The 15338-nt window shown below is 33.0% G+C and carries 22 protein-coding genes; 10 read left to right on the plus strand and 12 right to left on the minus strand.

Annotated elements, in window-relative coordinates:
- Positions 1 to 15 precede the first annotated feature (15 nt).
- Positions 16 to 612 carry a DUF4252 domain-containing protein gene (locus tag HB672_RS08525; protein WP_167610970.1) on the plus strand — a complete coding sequence of 199 codons (597 nt, stop codon included), beginning with the start codon at positions 16 to 18 and terminating at the stop codon, positions 610 to 612.
- Between the two features lie 75 nt (positions 613 to 687).
- Here HB672_RS08525 and HB672_RS08530 read toward each other — a convergent pair whose 3' ends face one another.
- From HB672_RS08530 to HB672_RS08540, 3 genes are all read right to left on the minus strand, one after another.
- The gene (locus HB672_RS08530; RefSeq protein WP_167610973.1) at positions 688 to 858 is read right to left on the minus strand and encodes a hypothetical protein; all 171 of its coding nucleotides are present in this window, start codon (positions 856 to 858) and stop codon (positions 688 to 690) included.
- Positions 859 to 2202 carry an adenylosuccinate lyase gene (purB, locus tag HB672_RS08535; RefSeq protein WP_167610976.1) on the minus strand — a complete coding sequence of 448 codons (1344 nt, stop codon included), beginning with the start codon at positions 2200 to 2202 and terminating at the stop codon, positions 859 to 861.
- Positions 2203 to 2290: 88 nt separating this feature from the next.
- Positions 2291 to 2854, minus strand: a complete 564-nt coding sequence (locus HB672_RS08540) for an adenylosuccinate lyase (RefSeq protein WP_167610978.1) — start codon at positions 2852 to 2854, stop codon at positions 2291 to 2293.
- A 42-nt stretch (positions 2855 to 2896) separates the two neighbouring features.
- Here HB672_RS08540 and HB672_RS08545 point away from each other — a divergent pair, with 42 nt between their 5' ends.
- The 4 genes from HB672_RS08545 to HB672_RS08560 are packed head-to-tail and all read left to right on the plus strand — an operon-like array spanning position 2897 to position 5689.
- The gene (locus HB672_RS08545) at positions 2897 to 3370 is read left to right on the plus strand and encodes a heme-binding domain-containing protein (RefSeq protein WP_167610981.1); all 474 of its coding nucleotides are present in this window, start codon (positions 2897 to 2899) and stop codon (positions 3368 to 3370) included.
- Between the two features lie 3 nt (positions 3371 to 3373).
- The gene (locus HB672_RS08550) at positions 3374 to 4606 is read left to right on the plus strand and encodes a glycosyltransferase family 4 protein (RefSeq protein WP_348272550.1); all 1233 of its coding nucleotides are present in this window, start codon (positions 3374 to 3376) and stop codon (positions 4604 to 4606) included.
- A gap of 17 nt (positions 4607 to 4623) precedes the next feature.
- A complete protein-coding gene (locus tag HB672_RS08555) occupies positions 4624 to 5313 on the plus strand; it encodes a nitroreductase family protein (protein ID WP_167610984.1) in 690 nt (229 codons plus the stop codon).
- Positions 5306 to 5689, plus strand: a complete 384-nt coding sequence (locus HB672_RS08560) for a cupin domain-containing protein (protein ID WP_167610987.1) — start codon at positions 5306 to 5308, stop codon at positions 5687 to 5689. Before HB672_RS08555 ends, HB672_RS08560 begins: the two co-directional genes overlap by 8 nt.
- A 104-nt stretch (positions 5690 to 5793) precedes the next feature.
- Here HB672_RS08560 and HB672_RS08565 read toward each other — a convergent pair whose 3' ends face one another.
- The 3 genes from HB672_RS08565 to HB672_RS08575 all read right to left on the minus strand — a co-directional run bounded on the left by HB672_RS08565 (position 5794) and on the right by HB672_RS08575 (position 7356).
- The gene (locus tag HB672_RS08565) at positions 5794 to 6150 is read right to left on the minus strand and encodes a hypothetical protein (RefSeq protein WP_167610990.1); all 357 of its coding nucleotides are present in this window, start codon (positions 6148 to 6150) and stop codon (positions 5794 to 5796) included.
- Positions 6151 to 6270: 120 nt separating this feature from the next.
- Entirely contained in the window at positions 6271 to 6873 is a 603-nt protein-coding gene (locus tag HB672_RS08570; protein WP_167610993.1) for a peroxiredoxin-like family protein, read from the minus strand.
- Between the two features lie 39 nt (positions 6874 to 6912).
- Complete coding sequence (locus HB672_RS08575; RefSeq protein ID WP_167610997.1) at positions 6913 to 7356, minus strand: SRPBCC family protein; 444 nt, start codon at positions 7354 to 7356, stop codon at positions 6913 to 6915.
- Positions 7357 to 7485: 129 nt separating this feature from the next.
- Between HB672_RS08575 and HB672_RS08580 the strand changes: the two genes are divergently transcribed.
- Both HB672_RS08580 and HB672_RS08585 read left to right on the plus strand, forming a co-directional pair.
- Positions 7486 to 7935, plus strand: coding sequence for a hypothetical protein (locus HB672_RS08580; RefSeq protein ID WP_167611000.1), 450 nt, complete (start codon positions 7486 to 7488; stop codon positions 7933 to 7935).
- Positions 7935 to 8135 carry a helix-turn-helix transcriptional regulator gene (locus tag HB672_RS08585; RefSeq protein ID WP_167611003.1) on the plus strand — a complete coding sequence of 67 codons (201 nt, stop codon included), beginning with the start codon at positions 7935 to 7937 and terminating at the stop codon, positions 8133 to 8135. The genes HB672_RS08580 and HB672_RS08585 overlap by 1 nt, the downstream gene beginning before the upstream one ends.
- A 152-nt stretch (positions 8136 to 8287) precedes the next feature.
- Here HB672_RS08585 and HB672_RS08590 read toward each other — a convergent pair whose 3' ends face one another.
- Complete coding sequence (locus HB672_RS08590; protein ID WP_167611005.1) at positions 8288 to 8962, minus strand: NAD-dependent deacylase; 675 nt, start codon at positions 8960 to 8962, stop codon at positions 8288 to 8290.
- A 38-nt stretch (positions 8963 to 9000) separates the two neighbouring features.
- Between HB672_RS08590 and HB672_RS08595 the strand changes: the two genes are divergently transcribed.
- The 3 genes from HB672_RS08595 to HB672_RS08605 are packed head-to-tail and all read left to right on the plus strand — an operon-like array spanning position 9001 to position 10613.
- Positions 9001 to 9657 (plus strand): RNA methyltransferase, encoded by a 657-nt coding sequence (locus HB672_RS08595; protein ID WP_167611008.1) that lies wholly within the window; start codon positions 9001 to 9003, stop codon positions 9655 to 9657.
- Positions 9658 to 9702: 45 nt separating this feature from the next.
- Entirely contained in the window at positions 9703 to 10233 is a 531-nt protein-coding gene (locus HB672_RS08600; protein WP_167611010.1) for an SRPBCC family protein, read from the plus strand.
- A 2-nt stretch (positions 10234 to 10235) separates the two neighbouring features.
- The gene (locus HB672_RS08605; protein ID WP_167611013.1) at positions 10236 to 10613 is read left to right on the plus strand and encodes a VOC family protein; all 378 of its coding nucleotides are present in this window, start codon (positions 10236 to 10238) and stop codon (positions 10611 to 10613) included.
- Here HB672_RS08605 and HB672_RS08610 read toward each other — a convergent pair.
- The 5 genes from HB672_RS08610 to HB672_RS08630 all read right to left on the minus strand — a co-directional run bounded on the left by HB672_RS08610 (position 10610) and on the right by HB672_RS08630 (position 15338).
- On the minus strand, positions 10610 to 11386 hold the full coding sequence (locus HB672_RS08610) for a carboxypeptidase-like regulatory domain-containing protein (protein WP_167611016.1): 777 nt from the start codon (positions 11384 to 11386) through the stop codon (positions 10610 to 10612). The genes HB672_RS08605 and HB672_RS08610 overlap by 4 nt on opposite strands.
- A 172-nt stretch (positions 11387 to 11558) precedes the next feature.
- On the minus strand, positions 11559 to 13421 hold the full coding sequence (locus HB672_RS08615; protein WP_167611019.1) for a DEAD/DEAH box helicase: 1863 nt from the start codon (positions 13419 to 13421) through the stop codon (positions 11559 to 11561).
- Positions 13422 to 13603: 182 nt separating this feature from the next.
- Complete coding sequence (locus HB672_RS08620) at positions 13604 to 13939, minus strand: antibiotic biosynthesis monooxygenase (protein ID WP_167611022.1); 336 nt, start codon at positions 13937 to 13939, stop codon at positions 13604 to 13606.
- Between the two features lie 120 nt (positions 13940 to 14059).
- On the minus strand, positions 14060 to 14569 hold the full coding sequence (locus HB672_RS08625; RefSeq protein ID WP_167611025.1) for a nuclear transport factor 2 family protein: 510 nt from the start codon (positions 14567 to 14569) through the stop codon (positions 14060 to 14062).
- Between the two features lie 199 nt (positions 14570 to 14768).
- Positions 14769 to 15338 carry a non-canonical purine NTP diphosphatase gene (locus HB672_RS08630; protein ID WP_167611027.1) on the minus strand — a complete coding sequence of 190 codons (570 nt, stop codon included), beginning with the start codon at positions 15336 to 15338 and terminating at the stop codon, positions 14769 to 14771.

Here is a 15338-nt window from a genome sequence, read left to right on the forward strand (position 1 = left end):
AGAAGAATTATCATCATGAATACATCAATCAAAAACATTGTAGCGTCACTTCTTATAACTGCAACTTTATTTAGTTGCGGTTATGGAGGAGAGACCTTACAAGGGTATTATGTTGTAAATCAGGAAGCGCCAAATTTTATTTCGGTAGATATCCCTGTGAGTTTTGTTAGCATTGAAAAAGCAAAACTTACAGATGTACAACGAGAAGCATACGAGTCTATAGATAAACTCAATATGTTAGGATACCGTAAAAGTGATGATAATATTGAAGAATATAAAGCAGAGTTAGCTAAAGTACAAACCATCCTTAAAGATGAGCGCTATCAAGAATTATTTAGAGGAGGTAACTCTACTGATGGAAGAATAATTGTAAAATACATTGGTACAGATACTACAATAGATGAACTGATTATTTTTGGTGCCATGAGTGATGCAGGTTTTGGTATCATTAGGGTATTGGGAGATAATATGGAGCCAGCTAAAATAATGAAGCTTGGTGAAGTAGTAGATCAATTATCTTCTGAGGAAAATTCGGTTGGAGATTTTATGCAATTCTTTAGACCTGGTAGCTCAGGAAATGATATTGATGATTTCTCGGAAGTTTTCGATTAATCACTAAAAAATTACTATCAATCAAAAAGTGATAAAATGTTAATGTTTAAAACCTGCCTATTTGGGCAGGTTTTTTTATGACTGGTCGTCTCTAGATTTTATAATTATAATATTAACAACTATACCAATAAAGCCTAGAAAAAGTAACATCATTACAATAAAATTATCAAGCCATTCTAAAAGCCCTGCTATAAAAAAGAAGACTACTAGAAATCCAGATGCTAATAATGTTATGTTACTTCTCATTTAAATACCAGTATAATTACTTGGTGTAATGGCTTTAAGCTCATTTTTAATGTCATTACTTACCTCTAAGGTGTCAATAAAGTTAGCAATAGATTGTTGGTTAATAACCTCATTGGTTCTAGTTAAACCTTTAAGCGCTTCATAGGGATTTGGATAACCTTCACGTCTCAAAATAGTTTGAATAGCTTCAGCAGCTACTGCCCAATTATTTTCTAAATCTTCAGCAAATTTAGGCTCGTTTAATAATAATTTATTTAACCCTTTTAAAGTAGATTTAAAACCAATTAATGTATGTCCAAAAGGCACTCCTACATTCCTTAAAACTGTACTGTCTGTAAGATCACGTTGTAATCTTGATATTGGTAATTTAGCCGACAGATGCTCAAAAACAGCATTGGCAATTCCAAGGTTTCCTTCGCTATTTTCAAAGTCGATAGGATTTACTTTATGTGGCATTGCACTACTTCCAACTTCACCTTTTTTAATCTTTTGTTTAAAATAGTCCATCGATACGTAGGTCCAAATGTCTCTATCTAAATCTATTAAAATAGTATTAATACGTTTTAAGCAATCAAACAGCGCAGCCATGTGGTCGTAATGTTCAATTTGAGTAGTTGGAAAGGAGTGATACAATCCTAATTTTTCTTGAACAAATTTCCCTCCAAATTCTTTCCAATCTATGTTCGAATAAGCTACATGATGGGCATTAAAATTCCCTGTAGCACCACCAAACTTGGCAGCACTTGGTATGTCGTTCAATAAATTAAATTGTTCTTTTAATCGTACTACAAATACTTCAATTTCTTTCCCTAAACGAGTAGGAGATGCTGGTTGACCATGTGTTCTTGCTAACATTGGAATATCTTTCCATTCTGTAGCAAGTGCTTCCAATTTGTTTAAAATGGTAAAATATTCAGGAACGTACACATCGTTCATCGCATCTTTAATACTTAACGGAACTGCAGTATTGTTAATGTCTTGTGAGGTTAACCCAAAATGAATAAATTCCTTGTATTGTGAGATATTTAAAGCATCAAATTTTTCTTTAATAAAGTATTCAACGGCTTTTACATCGTGGTTAGTTACTTTTTCTATGTCTTTAATTGCAGTCGCATTTTCAGATGAAAAATTTCTGTAAATATTTCGTAATTCATCAAACAGACTTTTGTCAAAATCTTTTAGTTGAGGTAGAGGGATTTCACAAAGCGCAATAAAGTATTCAATTTCTACTTGAACACGATATTTTATTAATGCTTCCTCTGAAAAATATGGTGCTAAGGACTCTGTTTTGCTTCTATAACGACCATCTATTGGAGAAATGGCATTGAGTATTGATAAAGACATATCTTATGTGTTGATTTTTGAAGTTGCAAAGATAATTCTTTTAAAAAGAAGCAAGAAGCTTATGTCTTGAAGTTTTTAACTAAAATAGTTACTTTTTCAACTTTTTAAGCAAATGTCTTGCACGTGCCTTAAATGCAGCAGTACCTGAATTAAAATCACGCTCTAAAATCATAGCCAGTTCTGGGTGAATCCAATCGTATTCTTTTCCCAGAAGGTATAGAGAATGCATAGAATACGCTTTTGCTGCTACTTTTTGATTAGTTATCATATAATCAAAACTAAGCTCAATAATTTTTTCTTTGTGTGCTGGTTTTAAATAATCTTTTGTGTGGTTAATATCTCTATGGTAATAAGCTTCAATAAGATATTCACAAATTTTAGCAATAGGACGGACAGCAGGGTCGAGGTGAACCGTATGCATGTTTTTCGTAAACTCGTCCAAATATGGTAAAATACTGTCTAAATTTTCACGAGCTACAAACTCAAGCAACCATGCTGCTCTACATGATGTTTTATCGTTAACCTGAAATAGTATATCCATTACTTTTGGGATTAAATCCGGATTAGAAATTACAAGTAACGCATACTTTTTTCTGTTTTCCCTTGAATGGTTTACGTAAGATAACTCCTTGTATAATTCTTCTTTAGTCAATGAATATTTTTATTACTTTTATTAACACTAAAATTACTAATTATGAAGATTCTAAAAAAGATATTGTTACTCCTTTTAATTGTGTTTGTTATAGCCCAATTTTTTGGTCCAGAAAAAAACGAAGGAGACCTTACTTCAATTGACCATTTCTTAGCTGAAACTAATCCGCCGGAAGATATAAAAGTAATTTTAAAAGAATCATGTTTTGACTGTCATAGTTCTAGCACACGATATCCTTGGTATAATAGTATAACACCTGTAAACTATTGGATGGCAGAACACGTGAAAAACGGAAAAAAGCATTTTAATGTATCCGACTGGAAAGATGCGTCACTAAAGAAAAGGGACCATAAGTTTGATGAACTCATAGAAATGGTTGAAAAGCAAGAAATGCCATTGCCTTCGTACACATGGACACATTCTGAAGCAAAGCTTACAGAAGAACAACGAGCTAGTATAGTTGCTTGGGGCAAAAAAGTAAGAGCTATGTATGCTGAACAAAAAACAACAGAATAATACGTGGCTAAACTTTTAATCATTGGGTTTGTGTGGCCTGAACCTAAGAGTTCTGCAGCTGGAAGTCGAATGATGCAGTTAATTAACGTCTTTTTATTAGAAGGATATACTATTACTTTTGCGAGTCCTTGTGCTAAATCTGAAAATGCATTTAATCTTGAATCTTTAGGAGTAACTCAGAAAGAAATCGAACTAAATAATTCTAGTTTTGATGATTTTATCTCAGAATTTAAACCAGATATTGTTGTTTATGATAGATTTATGATAGAAGAACAGTTCGGTTGGCGAGTCGCTGAAAATTGTCCAGAAGCACTCCGTATTCTAGATACCGAAGATTTACATTGCTTAAGAAAAGGAAGAGAGCAAGCCTTTAAAGATAAAAAGCCTTTTGATAAAACCTATTTATTTAGAGACGTTGCAAAGCGAGAAATTGCAAGTATTTATAGATGCGATTTAAGTTTAATTATTTCAGAAGCAGAAATGACCATATTGCAAAACGATTTTGGTGTTAACGAAAGTTTATTGCACTATTTACCATTTTTAATGGATGATGTTGCAGAAGAAAAAAGAAAGAGCTTGCCATTATTTAAGGAGCGTAAAAACTTTGTAACTATTGGTAATTTTTTACATCCTCCAAATTTTGATTCTGTTAGGTTTTTAAAAGAAAACATTTGGTCAAAAATTAAATCAGAATTAAAAGATGCAGAGCTTCATATTTATGGAGCTTACGCTAATGAGAAGGTTAAGCAATATGAAGATAAAAAATACGGCTTTATCATTAAAGGTTTTGCAGACGATGTAAATGAGGTAATGGCTAATGCTAGAGTGTGTTTATCTCCTTTACGATTTGGTGCTGGATTAAAAGGAAAGTTTTTTGATGCTATACATAACGGGACACCTTTTATCACAACTTCTGTTGGAGCTGAAGGAATCGTAAATGAAAATAATCGACATGATTTTGTGGCTGATTCTGTTGATGATATTGTAAAATACGCTGTCACCTTATATCAAAATGAAGAAATCTGGTTACAACAACAAGAACTTGGTTTCAATCTGCTTTCTAAAAAATTTAATAAAATACTTAATACTAGACGTTTTTTAAATAGGCTAGAGGATGCTCTTGCAAATAAAGAAGCAAATCGTTTAAATAATTTTTTGGGAAGTATGTTGCAGCATCATAGTATGCAAAGCACTAAATTTATGTCACGCTGGATTGAAGAAAAAAACAAACAATAAGTAACAAATAATTAATTATGAAAGTAGCAGATCATATCTTGCTAAATGGATACAAACATGTGTTGTACGACTCTGTTAAGTTAACGCAAGATGAATCAATTAAAAAAAGTAAAGCGTTTTACGATTGGTTAGAAACTAGACGGTCAGTGAGAGAATATTCTAGCCAAGATATTCCAAAAGAAGTTATAGAAAATATTATAAAATCAGCTTCTACGGCACCATCAGGAGCACACAAGCAACCATGGACATTTTGTGCAGTCTCTAATCCTGAGTTGAAACACCAAATCCGATTGGCAGCCGAAGTTGAAGAACGTGAAACTTATAGTAAACGAATGAGTGAGCGATGGAGAAAAGACCTAGCACCTTTAGGTACCGATACTAATAAACCTTTTATAGATGAGGCCCCTTGGATTATTGTTGGTTTTAAACGTGTGTATGAACATGATGGAGATGAACGTTATAATAATTATTACGTTAACGAATCTATTGGTATTGCAAGTGGCTTTTTAATTACCGCTATACATAATGCAGGTTTGGTAACATTAACACATACACCAAGCCCTATGAACTTTTTAACCAAAATGCTTAATAGACCAATTAACGAGCGTGCATATTTATTATTACCAATTGGTTATCCAAAACAACCAGCTTATGTGCCAGATTTAGATCGTAAACCTTTAGAAGAAGTTGCAGTTTTTTATGAATAAACTATTTAATAATTATATAGGATTTGCAGCTTTAATATTTGTTTTAGTATTTTCTTGCAAACAAGAACAGAATTTACCAGACCCTTATCAAGCTGGATGGAATGGTGAAAAAGTATGCGAAGTCTTGGAAGATAATGATTACTTACGAGTATTAAAATGCACATTTCCTGCTGGTGTTGGTCATGAAAAACATTATCACGAACCACATTTTGGATATGCACTTGTTGGTGGAACTTTTAAATTAGAAGAGGCAACTGGCACCAGAGAAGTAAGCTTTCCAACAGGATATTCTTGGAGTAAAGATGAAGTGTCTGAGCACCAAGTGTTAAATGTAGGGGACAGTGCTTCGGTATTTTTGATTATTGAGTATAAATAGGGTGTTTTCGTTTAACGGAATTAGTAGCATAGTTATTACGCAAAGTTACATTTAAGCAACCAGGATAGTAATGGGTTATAGTTGTTTCTGTATCCTGTTTTTATTCAATTAAATAAAAAAACTAAACCTATACATACGTTAATCAAAATACTTACTAAACCTAAAGTAAATTTTAAATTGGGTTTTGCTCCAACAGACGACAAATATAGAATAAGAACCAATATTCCGAAAATACTGGGTCTAATTATATAATCAAATCCACCATAACCAATACTTTGAGGCATATCTGCATTTAAAGCTATTACAACGGAAAGAATTATTGATATAAAAATCGCAAATGACATAAGTGCTGTAACTGATGTAAATGCCTTTTTTCGATTGTCTTCAATTAGTTGATTTTTTGCAGAAAGAATTGCGTAAAATAGAAAAATCAATATTATTCCAATTAATAAGTAATTCAATTTTTTATTTTTTAACGTTACACAATGCTATAATATGAACTTTTTTAATTGTTTATAGCAAAAGTTAACCGAAGTTAATTGTTTTTTATATTAAAATCTATATATGTTTCTATCTATCAGCTACTTTACATTCTGTAAAACTGCCAACAACAATTCTGGTGAAATCCGTTGTTTGTAATTAGGTGATATGTACTCAAATAAAATCTCACCTTTAGTATTTAACACTAACACTGTTGGTACAGGTAATACATCAGTGGTTTTTCCAGTGGTTTTTTTAGCAATATAAGATGTTGTTCCCTCAGAAGGTGTAAATCCAATCCCTATGTTTTTAATAAAACTACCATCTGCATCACTATATAATTTATAACTCGTTTTGTTTTTCTCTACTGAAGGTTTTAAATTCCTGTAATCATCTGGGCTTACTGCAATGATTTGATAGCCTAATTCTAGTATTTCTTTTTCGGTGGCTGCTAAACTCGATAATTGCATGTTGCAATAAGGACACCAACCACCACGATAAAATACCAATACGGTTTTCTTTTTGGCAATCTCTGCATTTAAATTAATGCTTTTGCCATTTTCGTCAAGTAATGTAGCCTCTGGTAGTGTTTCGCCAATAAGTAAAGGCGAAATATCTTCGGCATTTTGAGGTAATTGAGCGTTTCCTATAGCGCTGACAAATAGAAATAATAATAATAGTTGAATTGATTTTACTTTAGTCATGATTTTTGTGTTGGTATTTATTTTAGTGTTTAGACGAAATTAATCTTGTTTCTCTACAAAGGTTTTAAAATTTTGCAACCATTTTTGCACTTGCTTCTTAAACATGCTTGGAAATACTGTTTTCATAACATTTATAACAAAGCCTCTAAAAGCCGTGTATTCCACTTCCCAATCACATTGAGTCGTATTACTGTCTAATTCTTTAAATGTACATAACATGGTATTGTCGGTATGTTTATGGTGGTATTGTCCTGAAAAAAAATCTGGGAGGCTATTGTTTGTAATGGTTTCGGTAAGTTCCATTTCACCTTTTCTCATTTTATAATACATTTTTGAGATGGCTCCTGTTTGCCCTTCGTTCCCAGAAATATGAGTTTTTCTTATAAATCCTTCTTGATATTCTTTTAAATATTTTGGATTAGAAAAATACGCTGCAACTTGTGCTTTAGGTTTATTAATAGTTACTGAACATGTAAATTTCATTGACAATGATTTATGAAAAGATTAAAGATAACTATTTTTTAAATTAAAACTTGTATAACATTAAAATGTAAAGTACATTTGTCATATAGAAAAGAATATTTTACATAATATAAAGTTAATTTGTCAATTATGAATACAGAAAAAATTATGGATTGTGAGCGCAATCGATTAGAAAAATTAACCAACTTTAGATTGCCTCAATATTTTTACAAAGTTGGAATTATGATAGGAGCAATAACAATTATAATGATGTTTGTTAGAGCTTTTGCTATGGAAGGTGATACTGAGTGGTTAAAGCATTTATTGCAAAAAACACTTTTAGTTGCAATGTTATTGATGTCTATTGCAAGAGATAAAGAAGAAGATGAACTCACTGTAAAACTCAGAATGCAATCCTACGCTTGGGCATTTATTACAGGCGTTGTGTATGCGTTAGTTATGCCTTATGTAGAATTTGGAGTATCTAATGTTGTAAATAATGGAGGAGAAGCTTATAAAGACCTCGGCGATTTTCAGATTTTAATGTTTATGCTAATGATTCAATTAATGTCCTACCACATTTTAAAACGTTATAGATAATGCAAAATACAATAAAGGTAGAGCGTGCAATTATGAATCTTACACAAGATGACTTGGCCAAAAAAATTGGTGTGTCTAGGCAAACCATAAACTCTATAGAAGCTAATAGATATGTGCCTTCAACGGTTTTAGCTCTTAAGCTCTCTCAACTATTTAATAAGCCAGTTAATGACTTTTTTAAACTGAGTGATGATGATTAAGGTTTGCGTGTTTTTAATTGTTTACTTGGTTAGTCTCGTGCTTATAATGATTTTTTAAGAGAGTTCGTTTAATGCGATGATATGCAACGTTTCAATGTTTTATATCAGCCGTTAAACGAAGGTAGCTGTTTTTTCTTACAAAGTCAAGGCGGTTAATTTAAATCCTTTATTACCTTATCAACTCCAATAGTTGCCTTTTCAGCAATCACAGTCACTTGAGAGTTGCTACTCATTGCTGGTTTTGGATCAATGTAAAAAATGTTGGTTTCTGGATTTACATAATGCATTAAACTAGCAGCAGGATATACTTGCATTGAAGTGCCAATAATTATTAAAACATCAGCCGTTTGGCAAATATCCACAGCTTTTTCTATCATTGGTACTGCTTCACCAAACCACACAATATGTGGGCGTAATTGATGACCTTTACTACATACATCTCCTAGTACTAAATCATGCTTCCAGACTCGAATATCAAATTCATCATAAGTGCTACGTACTTTTAGGAGTTCACCATGTAAATGTAACACATTACTACTTCCAGCACGTTCATGTAAATCGTCCACATTTTGTGTGACAATGGTTACATTATAATCTTTTTCTAAATTGGCTAAAGCTTTATGCGCATGATTTGGTTGCACTTCAAATAATTGTTTGCGACGCTGATTGTAAAAATCTAAAACCAATTCTGGGTTGGCAGCAAACCCTTGAGGTGATGCCACTTCCATAACATCATGTCCTTCCCACAAACCATCAGCATCCCTAAAGGTTTTAATACCACTTTCGGCACTTATTCCTGCGCCTGTAAGTACAACAATGTGTTTCATATGTTACCAAGTTACTATTTTATTTATATTTGAAAATAATGATTGATGAAAAATTAGTAGCTTATTTGGAGTCCTATTTAACAGAGCACCGTCAGGAGCGTTTTGAACAAGTGCTTGCACTGCGCACAAAGCATTTTACAGTTGCTACCGAAGATGTTTATCAGTTACACAATACAAGCGCAGTCATGCGTAGTTGTGATGTTTTTGGTATTCAAGAGCTGCATGTTATTGAAGAAGTGAATGTAAAACGCATTGATAGGGAAATTGCTATGGGAGCTCAAAAATGGGTAGACTTACATCGTTATCATTCTGCAAAAAACTGTATGGATTCGTTAAAAAAACAAGGCTACCAAATTGTAGCGACAACACCACACACAAACGATTGTCTATTGCATGATTTTGATGTTACCAAAAAGTCTTGTTTCTTTTTTGGTAGAGAAACTGAAGGTTTGTCTAATGAGGTTATAGATAATGCAGATTGTTTTTTAAAAATACCAATGGTTGGTTTTACCGAGAGTTTGAATATATCTGTTTCTGCAGCTATTATTCTGCAATACGTTACTACTAAATTAAAACAAAGTGATGTTAAATGGCAACTTTCTGAAAGTGAAATACTTAATAAGCGTTACGATTGGTGTACAAAAACCATAAAAAGCATCGACCAAATTTTGGAACACTATAAAAATCAAACATAATTTTGTAAGTTTATAACTGTCAATTATTGATTAATACAACTAACCATGGAAATTTTTTTATATGTGCTTGCTGCAATCGTAGCACTTATTATCGTTTTAGGACTTATTGCGCCTAATAGTTATCAAGTAAAGAGAAGCATCATTATCAACCACACACTTCCAGAAACCTTTACGTATTTAAAATCTATTAAAAATCAAGATAATTGGTCACCTTGGAAGAAAAAAGATCCAAATATGACCCAAACTTTTGAAGGGACTGATGGCGAAATTGGTTTTATATCTAAATGGAAAGGAAATAAAGATGTAGGCGAAGGTGAGCAAGAAATAGTTTCTATTGTTGAAAACGAATCGATTGATACCGAATTACGCTTTTTTAAGCCCTGGAAATCACATTCTATTGGGCATTTATTAGTTGATAAAGTTGATGATAATCAAACCTTAGTGACTTGGGGATTTTCAGGTAGAAATCCGTTTCCATTTAATATATTTATGCTGTTTTTCAATTTTGAAAAAGCAGTTGGAAAAGATTTTGAAGAAGGATTGAAAAGTTTAAAAAATATATTAGAAAATAAATAATTATGGAACGAAATATGATTGGCTGGTTTGAAATACCAGTGACAGATATGGAACGTGCAAAAGCGTTTTACGAGGCTGTATTTAAAGTTGAGATTAACGTGGTTGATTTTGGAGGTATCTTGATGGGATGGTTTCCAGCTAGCGATATGAGTTCTTATGGAGCTTCTGGATCGTTAATAAAGCAAGAAACCTACATACCTAGTCAAGAAGGTACGACAGTATATTTTATGAGTGATGATGTTCAAAACGAATTAGATAGAATTGAAGCTGCTGGCGGAAAAATCTATCAGCCTAAAACTCAAATTTCCGAAGAACATGGTTACATGGGTGTTTTTATTGATACCGAAGGGAATAGGGTAGCCTTACATTCGCAAAATTAGAGTCTTGATCGACTTTTGCTTAGTACTTTGTATTCTTCATAACACTCGCTTATAGCATCCAGTATTTGAAGGTCGTTAGCTGCTCGTATAAAGTCTTTAGAGTAGTTACATTCGCTAATCAATAAGTCAAGGTCTACTTTATCAACTTTTAAAAGAGCAGTGAGCATTTCACGGTCAAAACGAGAGGCTAATAAGTTTCGTATTTCATCATCAGCTTTCATTTGTCGTAGCTTACGCATTTCACGAGGTTTTTTGCCAAACATTTTATGTAAGAAATCTGCAGGATTAAAAATAGCACCTAAAACTTTACTTACCATACTTGGTGAGTTGGTGCGCCCTTCATACCCAGAGCTTGGAAGTCCAGAAATACTGTATCGTGTATCACGACGTAATGGTACTTGCTGTATATCGATTTCTAAATAGCCAGTTAATCGTAATTGGTTTACAACTACTTTTTCTAGAGCCAAAGCAAGCTCAGTCATTTCTATGGATGTTGCAGCACCAAATACAATCCAGTCATTGGTTACTCGAACTTTAATAGATTTGAAACCTAAATACGAAAGGTGTAGTGTATCGTTTACATTGGCTTTTATTTCAAAGTCTCCTATACCATCGGTAGATGTACCAATAACTTGATTTAGGTTAACAATGTTAACGCTCTCAAGAGGCGATCCATCATCGGCACGAATCACTTTACCTTTTACATAGGTATCTTGAGCATAACCAAATGCTGATATTAGTATTAAGCTACATAGTAGGAAAAGCTTTTTCATCTGCTATTTTTTATTCTTTTTTAAAGTAAGATGAAATGCGCAATTAAAACCTTTTCTTGATTTTGGATTTGTCAAGCTCATTTCATGCAATGACTTTAGAGTATAAAAGTACTAAACAAAACGTATATAATTAGAATTGCTTACTATTTTGACTTAAAATTAACAAGAAAGTTTATTTTCTACGGCTTCGTCTTGGTCTAGATGATGCAAAATCTCCAGATTTATTTCCAGAATCAGATCGTCTTGAGCTTGATTTGTTCTCAGAACCTCTTCTTTCGCTTCGATTACTACTACCGCTTCTAGAGCTTGAGCGTCTTTCGCCGCTCCTTCTATCATTTCTTGATCCAGAATCATTTCTTGGCTTTGAACGTCGTCCTCCGCTGCGTCTATCATTGCGTCTTCCGCCGCCTCTGCCACCACGGCCTTTGTCTTCGCTAACTTCTACATTTACAAAACGACCATTGTGCTTAAAATCGGTGAAAAATGCTAGTACTTTTTCTTGTAGTGCTTTTTCAGTATTGAAGAATGAAAAACTTTCTTTAACGTCCACTTTAAATACATCGTCTTTTCCTAATTCTAAAGTTTCTTTTAAGAAATCTTTTAATGACATCCAATCGTAACCATCTTTACGACCAACGTTAATAAAGTAACGTGAATCGTTAGAACTTTTACGATAATCACGATCACCATCACGATCATCACCACGAGAATCGGTAAGGTTTAAATTTTTTGTTTTTTGATAATAATTATAGAAGCGCGTAAACTCTACTGAGAAGAATTTTTTAATCAATTCATCTTTTGAAGTGTCTTCAAATAACTCATTTATACTAGTAAGGTACTTGTCAATTTCATGATTTACTTCGGTATTATGAATTTTATTTGCTAGTGACATCAATTGGACTTCGCAAATTTCCATACCATCAGGAATTTCCTTTTTCTCAAACTGCTTCTTAATGATACGCTCAATACTTTTTATTTTACGTACTTCACTTTTAGACACAATTACCATAGAGATACCTGTTTTTCCTGCACGTCCAGTTCTACCAGAACGGTGTGTGTAAATTTCAGGTTCATCTGGAAGTTGGTAATTAATTACGTGAGTAATATCATCTACATCAATACCACGAGCAGCTACGTCTGTGGCTACTAACATTTGTATTTGTTTGTTTCTAAACGACTTCATTACCAAATCACGTTGGTTCTGGCTTAAATCACCATGTAATGCTCCAGCACTATAACCATCTTCAATTAAGTTTTCTGCCACTTTTTGAGTATCTCGCTTAGTACGACAGAAAATCACAGAAAAAATATCTGGATTAGCATCAGATAAACGTTTTAAGGCTTGATAGCGGTCTCTTGCGTTTACTAAATAATATTCGTGAGAAACTTGATTTGTACTTTCGTTTTTGTTTCCTACAGTAATTTCAATAGGGCTGTTCATGAATTTCTTTGCAATAGTTGAGACCTCTTTTGGCATCGTTGCAGAAAATAACCATGTGCTTTTGTCTATTGGTGTATACGATAAAATATCGGTGATATCTTCATAGAATCCCATATTTAGCATTTCATCGGCTTCATCTAAAACGGCATATTCAATTTTAGAAATATCAACCAAACGTCTGCTAATCATATCTTTCATACGACCAGGAGTTGCAACAATTATTTGTGCACCTCGTTTTACTTCTCTAGCTTGATCTGTAATACTGGCGCCTCCATAAATTGCTGTAACGTTTAAGCCTTTGCAATATTTACCATATTGCTTCATCTCGTTAGTTATTTGTAAACAAAGTTCACGTGTTGGAGATAAAATTAAACCTTGAGTTGTTCGACTATTAACATCAATTTTTTGTAGCATTGGAAAACCAAAAGCTGCAGTTTTTCCTGTTCCTGTTTGTGCTAAGGCTACTAAATCGGATTCTTTTTCTAAAAGAATAGGAATGGCTTTGTCTTGTACTTCGCTGGGTTTTGTAAAACCCATATCTGTAATTGCTTGTAAAAGGTCTTCATTAAGACCTAAATCTTGGAATGTGTTCATTCGAGTAATAAGTATTCGATTATGTTATGTGGTGTTACATAAAGAAGCGAATCGACATACTTAAACCTAAACTTCTAGTAACACATCCTCACCCTGAGGAATTATTGAACTCAGTCTTCTGAGTTTCAGCGTGCAAATATAGTGTTATTTTTAAGAACTAGCTTTAAAAAGGTGTTTTAGGATTATTTTAGAATCAATTCCTCACGTAACTCATAGTGTTGAGCAGTTTGTTCATATCGTAAAAGAACACGCTTTGCATTTTCTGGGATATAAGCTGTTTTATAATCTTCTCCAGCAAAGAGCTTTACAGATTCAAGGTTATCAAATTGAAGCACAAGAAAGAATTCCACTTCATTTTCATGATACTTTGTAGAAATACTAACTTTTTCTAATCCTTTAACACCCTTCTTTTTTACTTCAGGAAACACTTCATTGATAAGCATATCTTCATAAATTGGTGCATTTTCTTTGGTAGTCCAACCTTTCCAGATACGTATAATTTTTGATGCTTTTTTCATTCCATTGATGTTTAAAAATCTCAGAGGATTCATCTAATATATGAAAAGCTAGAGTTATTGAATAGTGAACCCTAGCTTTTGTGTTATTATAAATTACTGTTGAAAGTGATTAATAAATACTTATTTTTTTAGTGGCGAATGATGCTCATGTACCATTTTCCAACCATCTTCAGTTTTAACAAATAGTAAAGTGATTTGATCGTTTACTGTTACCAAATCTTCACCAAATTTTAATTGAAAATCGGAATGAAAAGTTAAGTTTGCTACATCTCCATATACTGCTATTTGTAAATCTTTAGCATCGAATTTTACTACTTCGGTTACAGAACCAAATACACTACGTTCGTGAGCTTCATTTGCCTCTCTACCATTCCTTGGTTCTCCATTTTTAAACTCTGTAAACTTAGGCCCATAAGCATGAAATGAAATAAGTTTGTCCATATCCCCATCCTTAATACTTTGTGCAATGGCTCCGAAGGTTTCCATAACTTCTTGTTTAGCTTCAGGAAATTCATCGTTAATAAGGTCAATTTCTACTTTTTCAATTTCAACTTCCTCTTCTTTTTGTTTACATCCTAAAATTATAATTCCAAAAATTAAAATTAAGGCAAGTGTCAATTTAGTTTTCATAATATTATATTTAATTGGTTGGTTAGTAGCTAGTAAGATACAATATTAATTATTGAGATTGCCTCATAATCTCATTTACTTTTTTTCTGTCTATTCAGTAGAAGGATGTTCTACATTGTTATGATATGTAGTTTTTCAATAGTTAATATCTATAAATAAGCTGCTTATACATATAAACCAATAAATAATAGAATTAATACTAGTTTAAGAAATCCACCAATTGTTTTACAGCTTTCCCACGATGCCCAATTTGATTCTTGAGTTTCAAATCCATTTCGGCAAACGTTTGTGTATAGCCATTAGGTTGGAAAATAGGGTCATAGCCAAAACCATGTTCGCCACTTTTTTCAATGGTGATGTGTCCTTCGCAAATCCCAGTAAACGTTTTTAATTCGCCATTAATTTGCAAAGCTATAACCGTTTTAAACTGTGCGCTTCTATCATCTTTAAGTTGCAGTTCGGTTAAAAGTTTAGTCATGTTATCATTGGCATCTCGTTGCTCTCCCGCATATCTAGCTGAGTAAACTCCAGGAGCACCGTTTAAAGCGCTTACTTCTAAGCCTGTATCATCAGCAAAGCAATCGTAGCCATAATGCGTTTTAATATAGCTTGCTTTTTGCATGGCATTTCCTTCTATGGTTAGTTGGGTTTCAGGAATGTCTTCTAAACAGCCAATGTCTTGTAAGCTTAGTAATGTGATGTTTTTTGGCAGCAAAGCTTGAACTTCTTTAAGTTTATTAGAATTGTTCGTGGCAAAAACGAGCTTCAT

The organism is Gaetbulibacter sp. S0825, assembly GCF_011777505.1.
GTDB lineage: Bacteria > Bacteroidota > Bacteroidia > Flavobacteriales > Flavobacteriaceae > Pontimicrobium.

What these genes read in the sequence shown, in the direction of transcription:
- HB672_RS08525 (WP_167610970.1), top strand. Translation starts at nt 16, where the DNA reads ATGAATACATCAATCAAAAACATTGTAGCGTCACTTCTTATAACTGCA.
- HB672_RS08530 (WP_167610973.1), bottom strand. Translation starts at nt 858, where the DNA reads ATGAGAAGTAACATAACATTATTAGCATCTGGATTTCTAGTAGTCTTC.
- purB (WP_167610976.1), bottom strand. Translation starts at nt 2,202, where the DNA reads ATGTCTTTATCAATACTCAATGCCATTTCTCCAATAGATGGTCGTTAT.
- HB672_RS08545 (WP_167610981.1), top strand. Translation starts at nt 2,897, where the DNA reads ATGAAGATTCTAAAAAAGATATTGTTACTCCTTTTAATTGTGTTTGTT.
- HB672_RS08555 (WP_167610984.1), top strand. Translation starts at nt 4,624, where the DNA reads ATGAAAGTAGCAGATCATATCTTGCTAAATGGATACAAACATGTGTTG.
- HB672_RS08560 (WP_167610987.1), top strand. Translation starts at nt 5,306, where the DNA reads ATGAATAAACTATTTAATAATTATATAGGATTTGCAGCTTTAATATTT.
- HB672_RS08570 (WP_167610993.1), bottom strand. Translation starts at nt 6,873, where the DNA reads ATGACTAAAGTAAAATCAATTCAACTATTATTATTATTTCTATTTGTC.
- HB672_RS08575 (WP_167610997.1), bottom strand. Translation starts at nt 7,356, where the DNA reads ATGAAATTTACATGTTCAGTAACTATTAATAAACCTAAAGCACAAGTT.
- HB672_RS08580 (WP_167611000.1), top strand. Translation starts at nt 7,486, where the DNA reads ATGAATACAGAAAAAATTATGGATTGTGAGCGCAATCGATTAGAAAAA.
- HB672_RS08585 (WP_167611003.1), top strand. Translation starts at nt 7,935, where the DNA reads ATGCAAAATACAATAAAGGTAGAGCGTGCAATTATGAATCTTACACAA.
- HB672_RS08590 (WP_167611005.1), bottom strand. Translation starts at nt 8,962, where the DNA reads ATGAAACACATTGTTGTACTTACAGGCGCAGGAATAAGTGCCGAAAGT.
- HB672_RS08595 (WP_167611008.1), top strand. Translation starts at nt 9,001, where the DNA reads ATGATTGATGAAAAATTAGTAGCTTATTTGGAGTCCTATTTAACAGAG.
- HB672_RS08600 (WP_167611010.1), top strand. Translation starts at nt 9,703, where the DNA reads ATGGAAATTTTTTTATATGTGCTTGCTGCAATCGTAGCACTTATTATC.
- HB672_RS08605 (WP_167611013.1), top strand. Translation starts at nt 10,236, where the DNA reads ATGGAACGAAATATGATTGGCTGGTTTGAAATACCAGTGACAGATATG.
- HB672_RS08610 (WP_167611016.1), bottom strand. Translation starts at nt 11,386, where the DNA reads ATGAAAAAGCTTTTCCTACTATGTAGCTTAATACTAATATCAGCATTT.
- HB672_RS08615 (WP_167611019.1), bottom strand. Translation starts at nt 13,421, where the DNA reads ATGAACACATTCCAAGATTTAGGTCTTAATGAAGACCTTTTACAAGCA.
- HB672_RS08620 (WP_167611022.1), bottom strand. Translation starts at nt 13,939, where the DNA reads ATGAAAAAAGCATCAAAAATTATACGTATCTGGAAAGGTTGGACTACC.
- HB672_RS08625 (WP_167611025.1), bottom strand. Translation starts at nt 14,569, where the DNA reads ATGAAAACTAAATTGACACTTGCCTTAATTTTAATTTTTGGAATTATA.
- HB672_RS08630 (WP_167611027.1), bottom strand. Translation starts at nt 15,338, where the DNA reads ATGAAGCTCGTTTTTGCCACGAACAATTCTAATAAACTTAAAGAAGTT.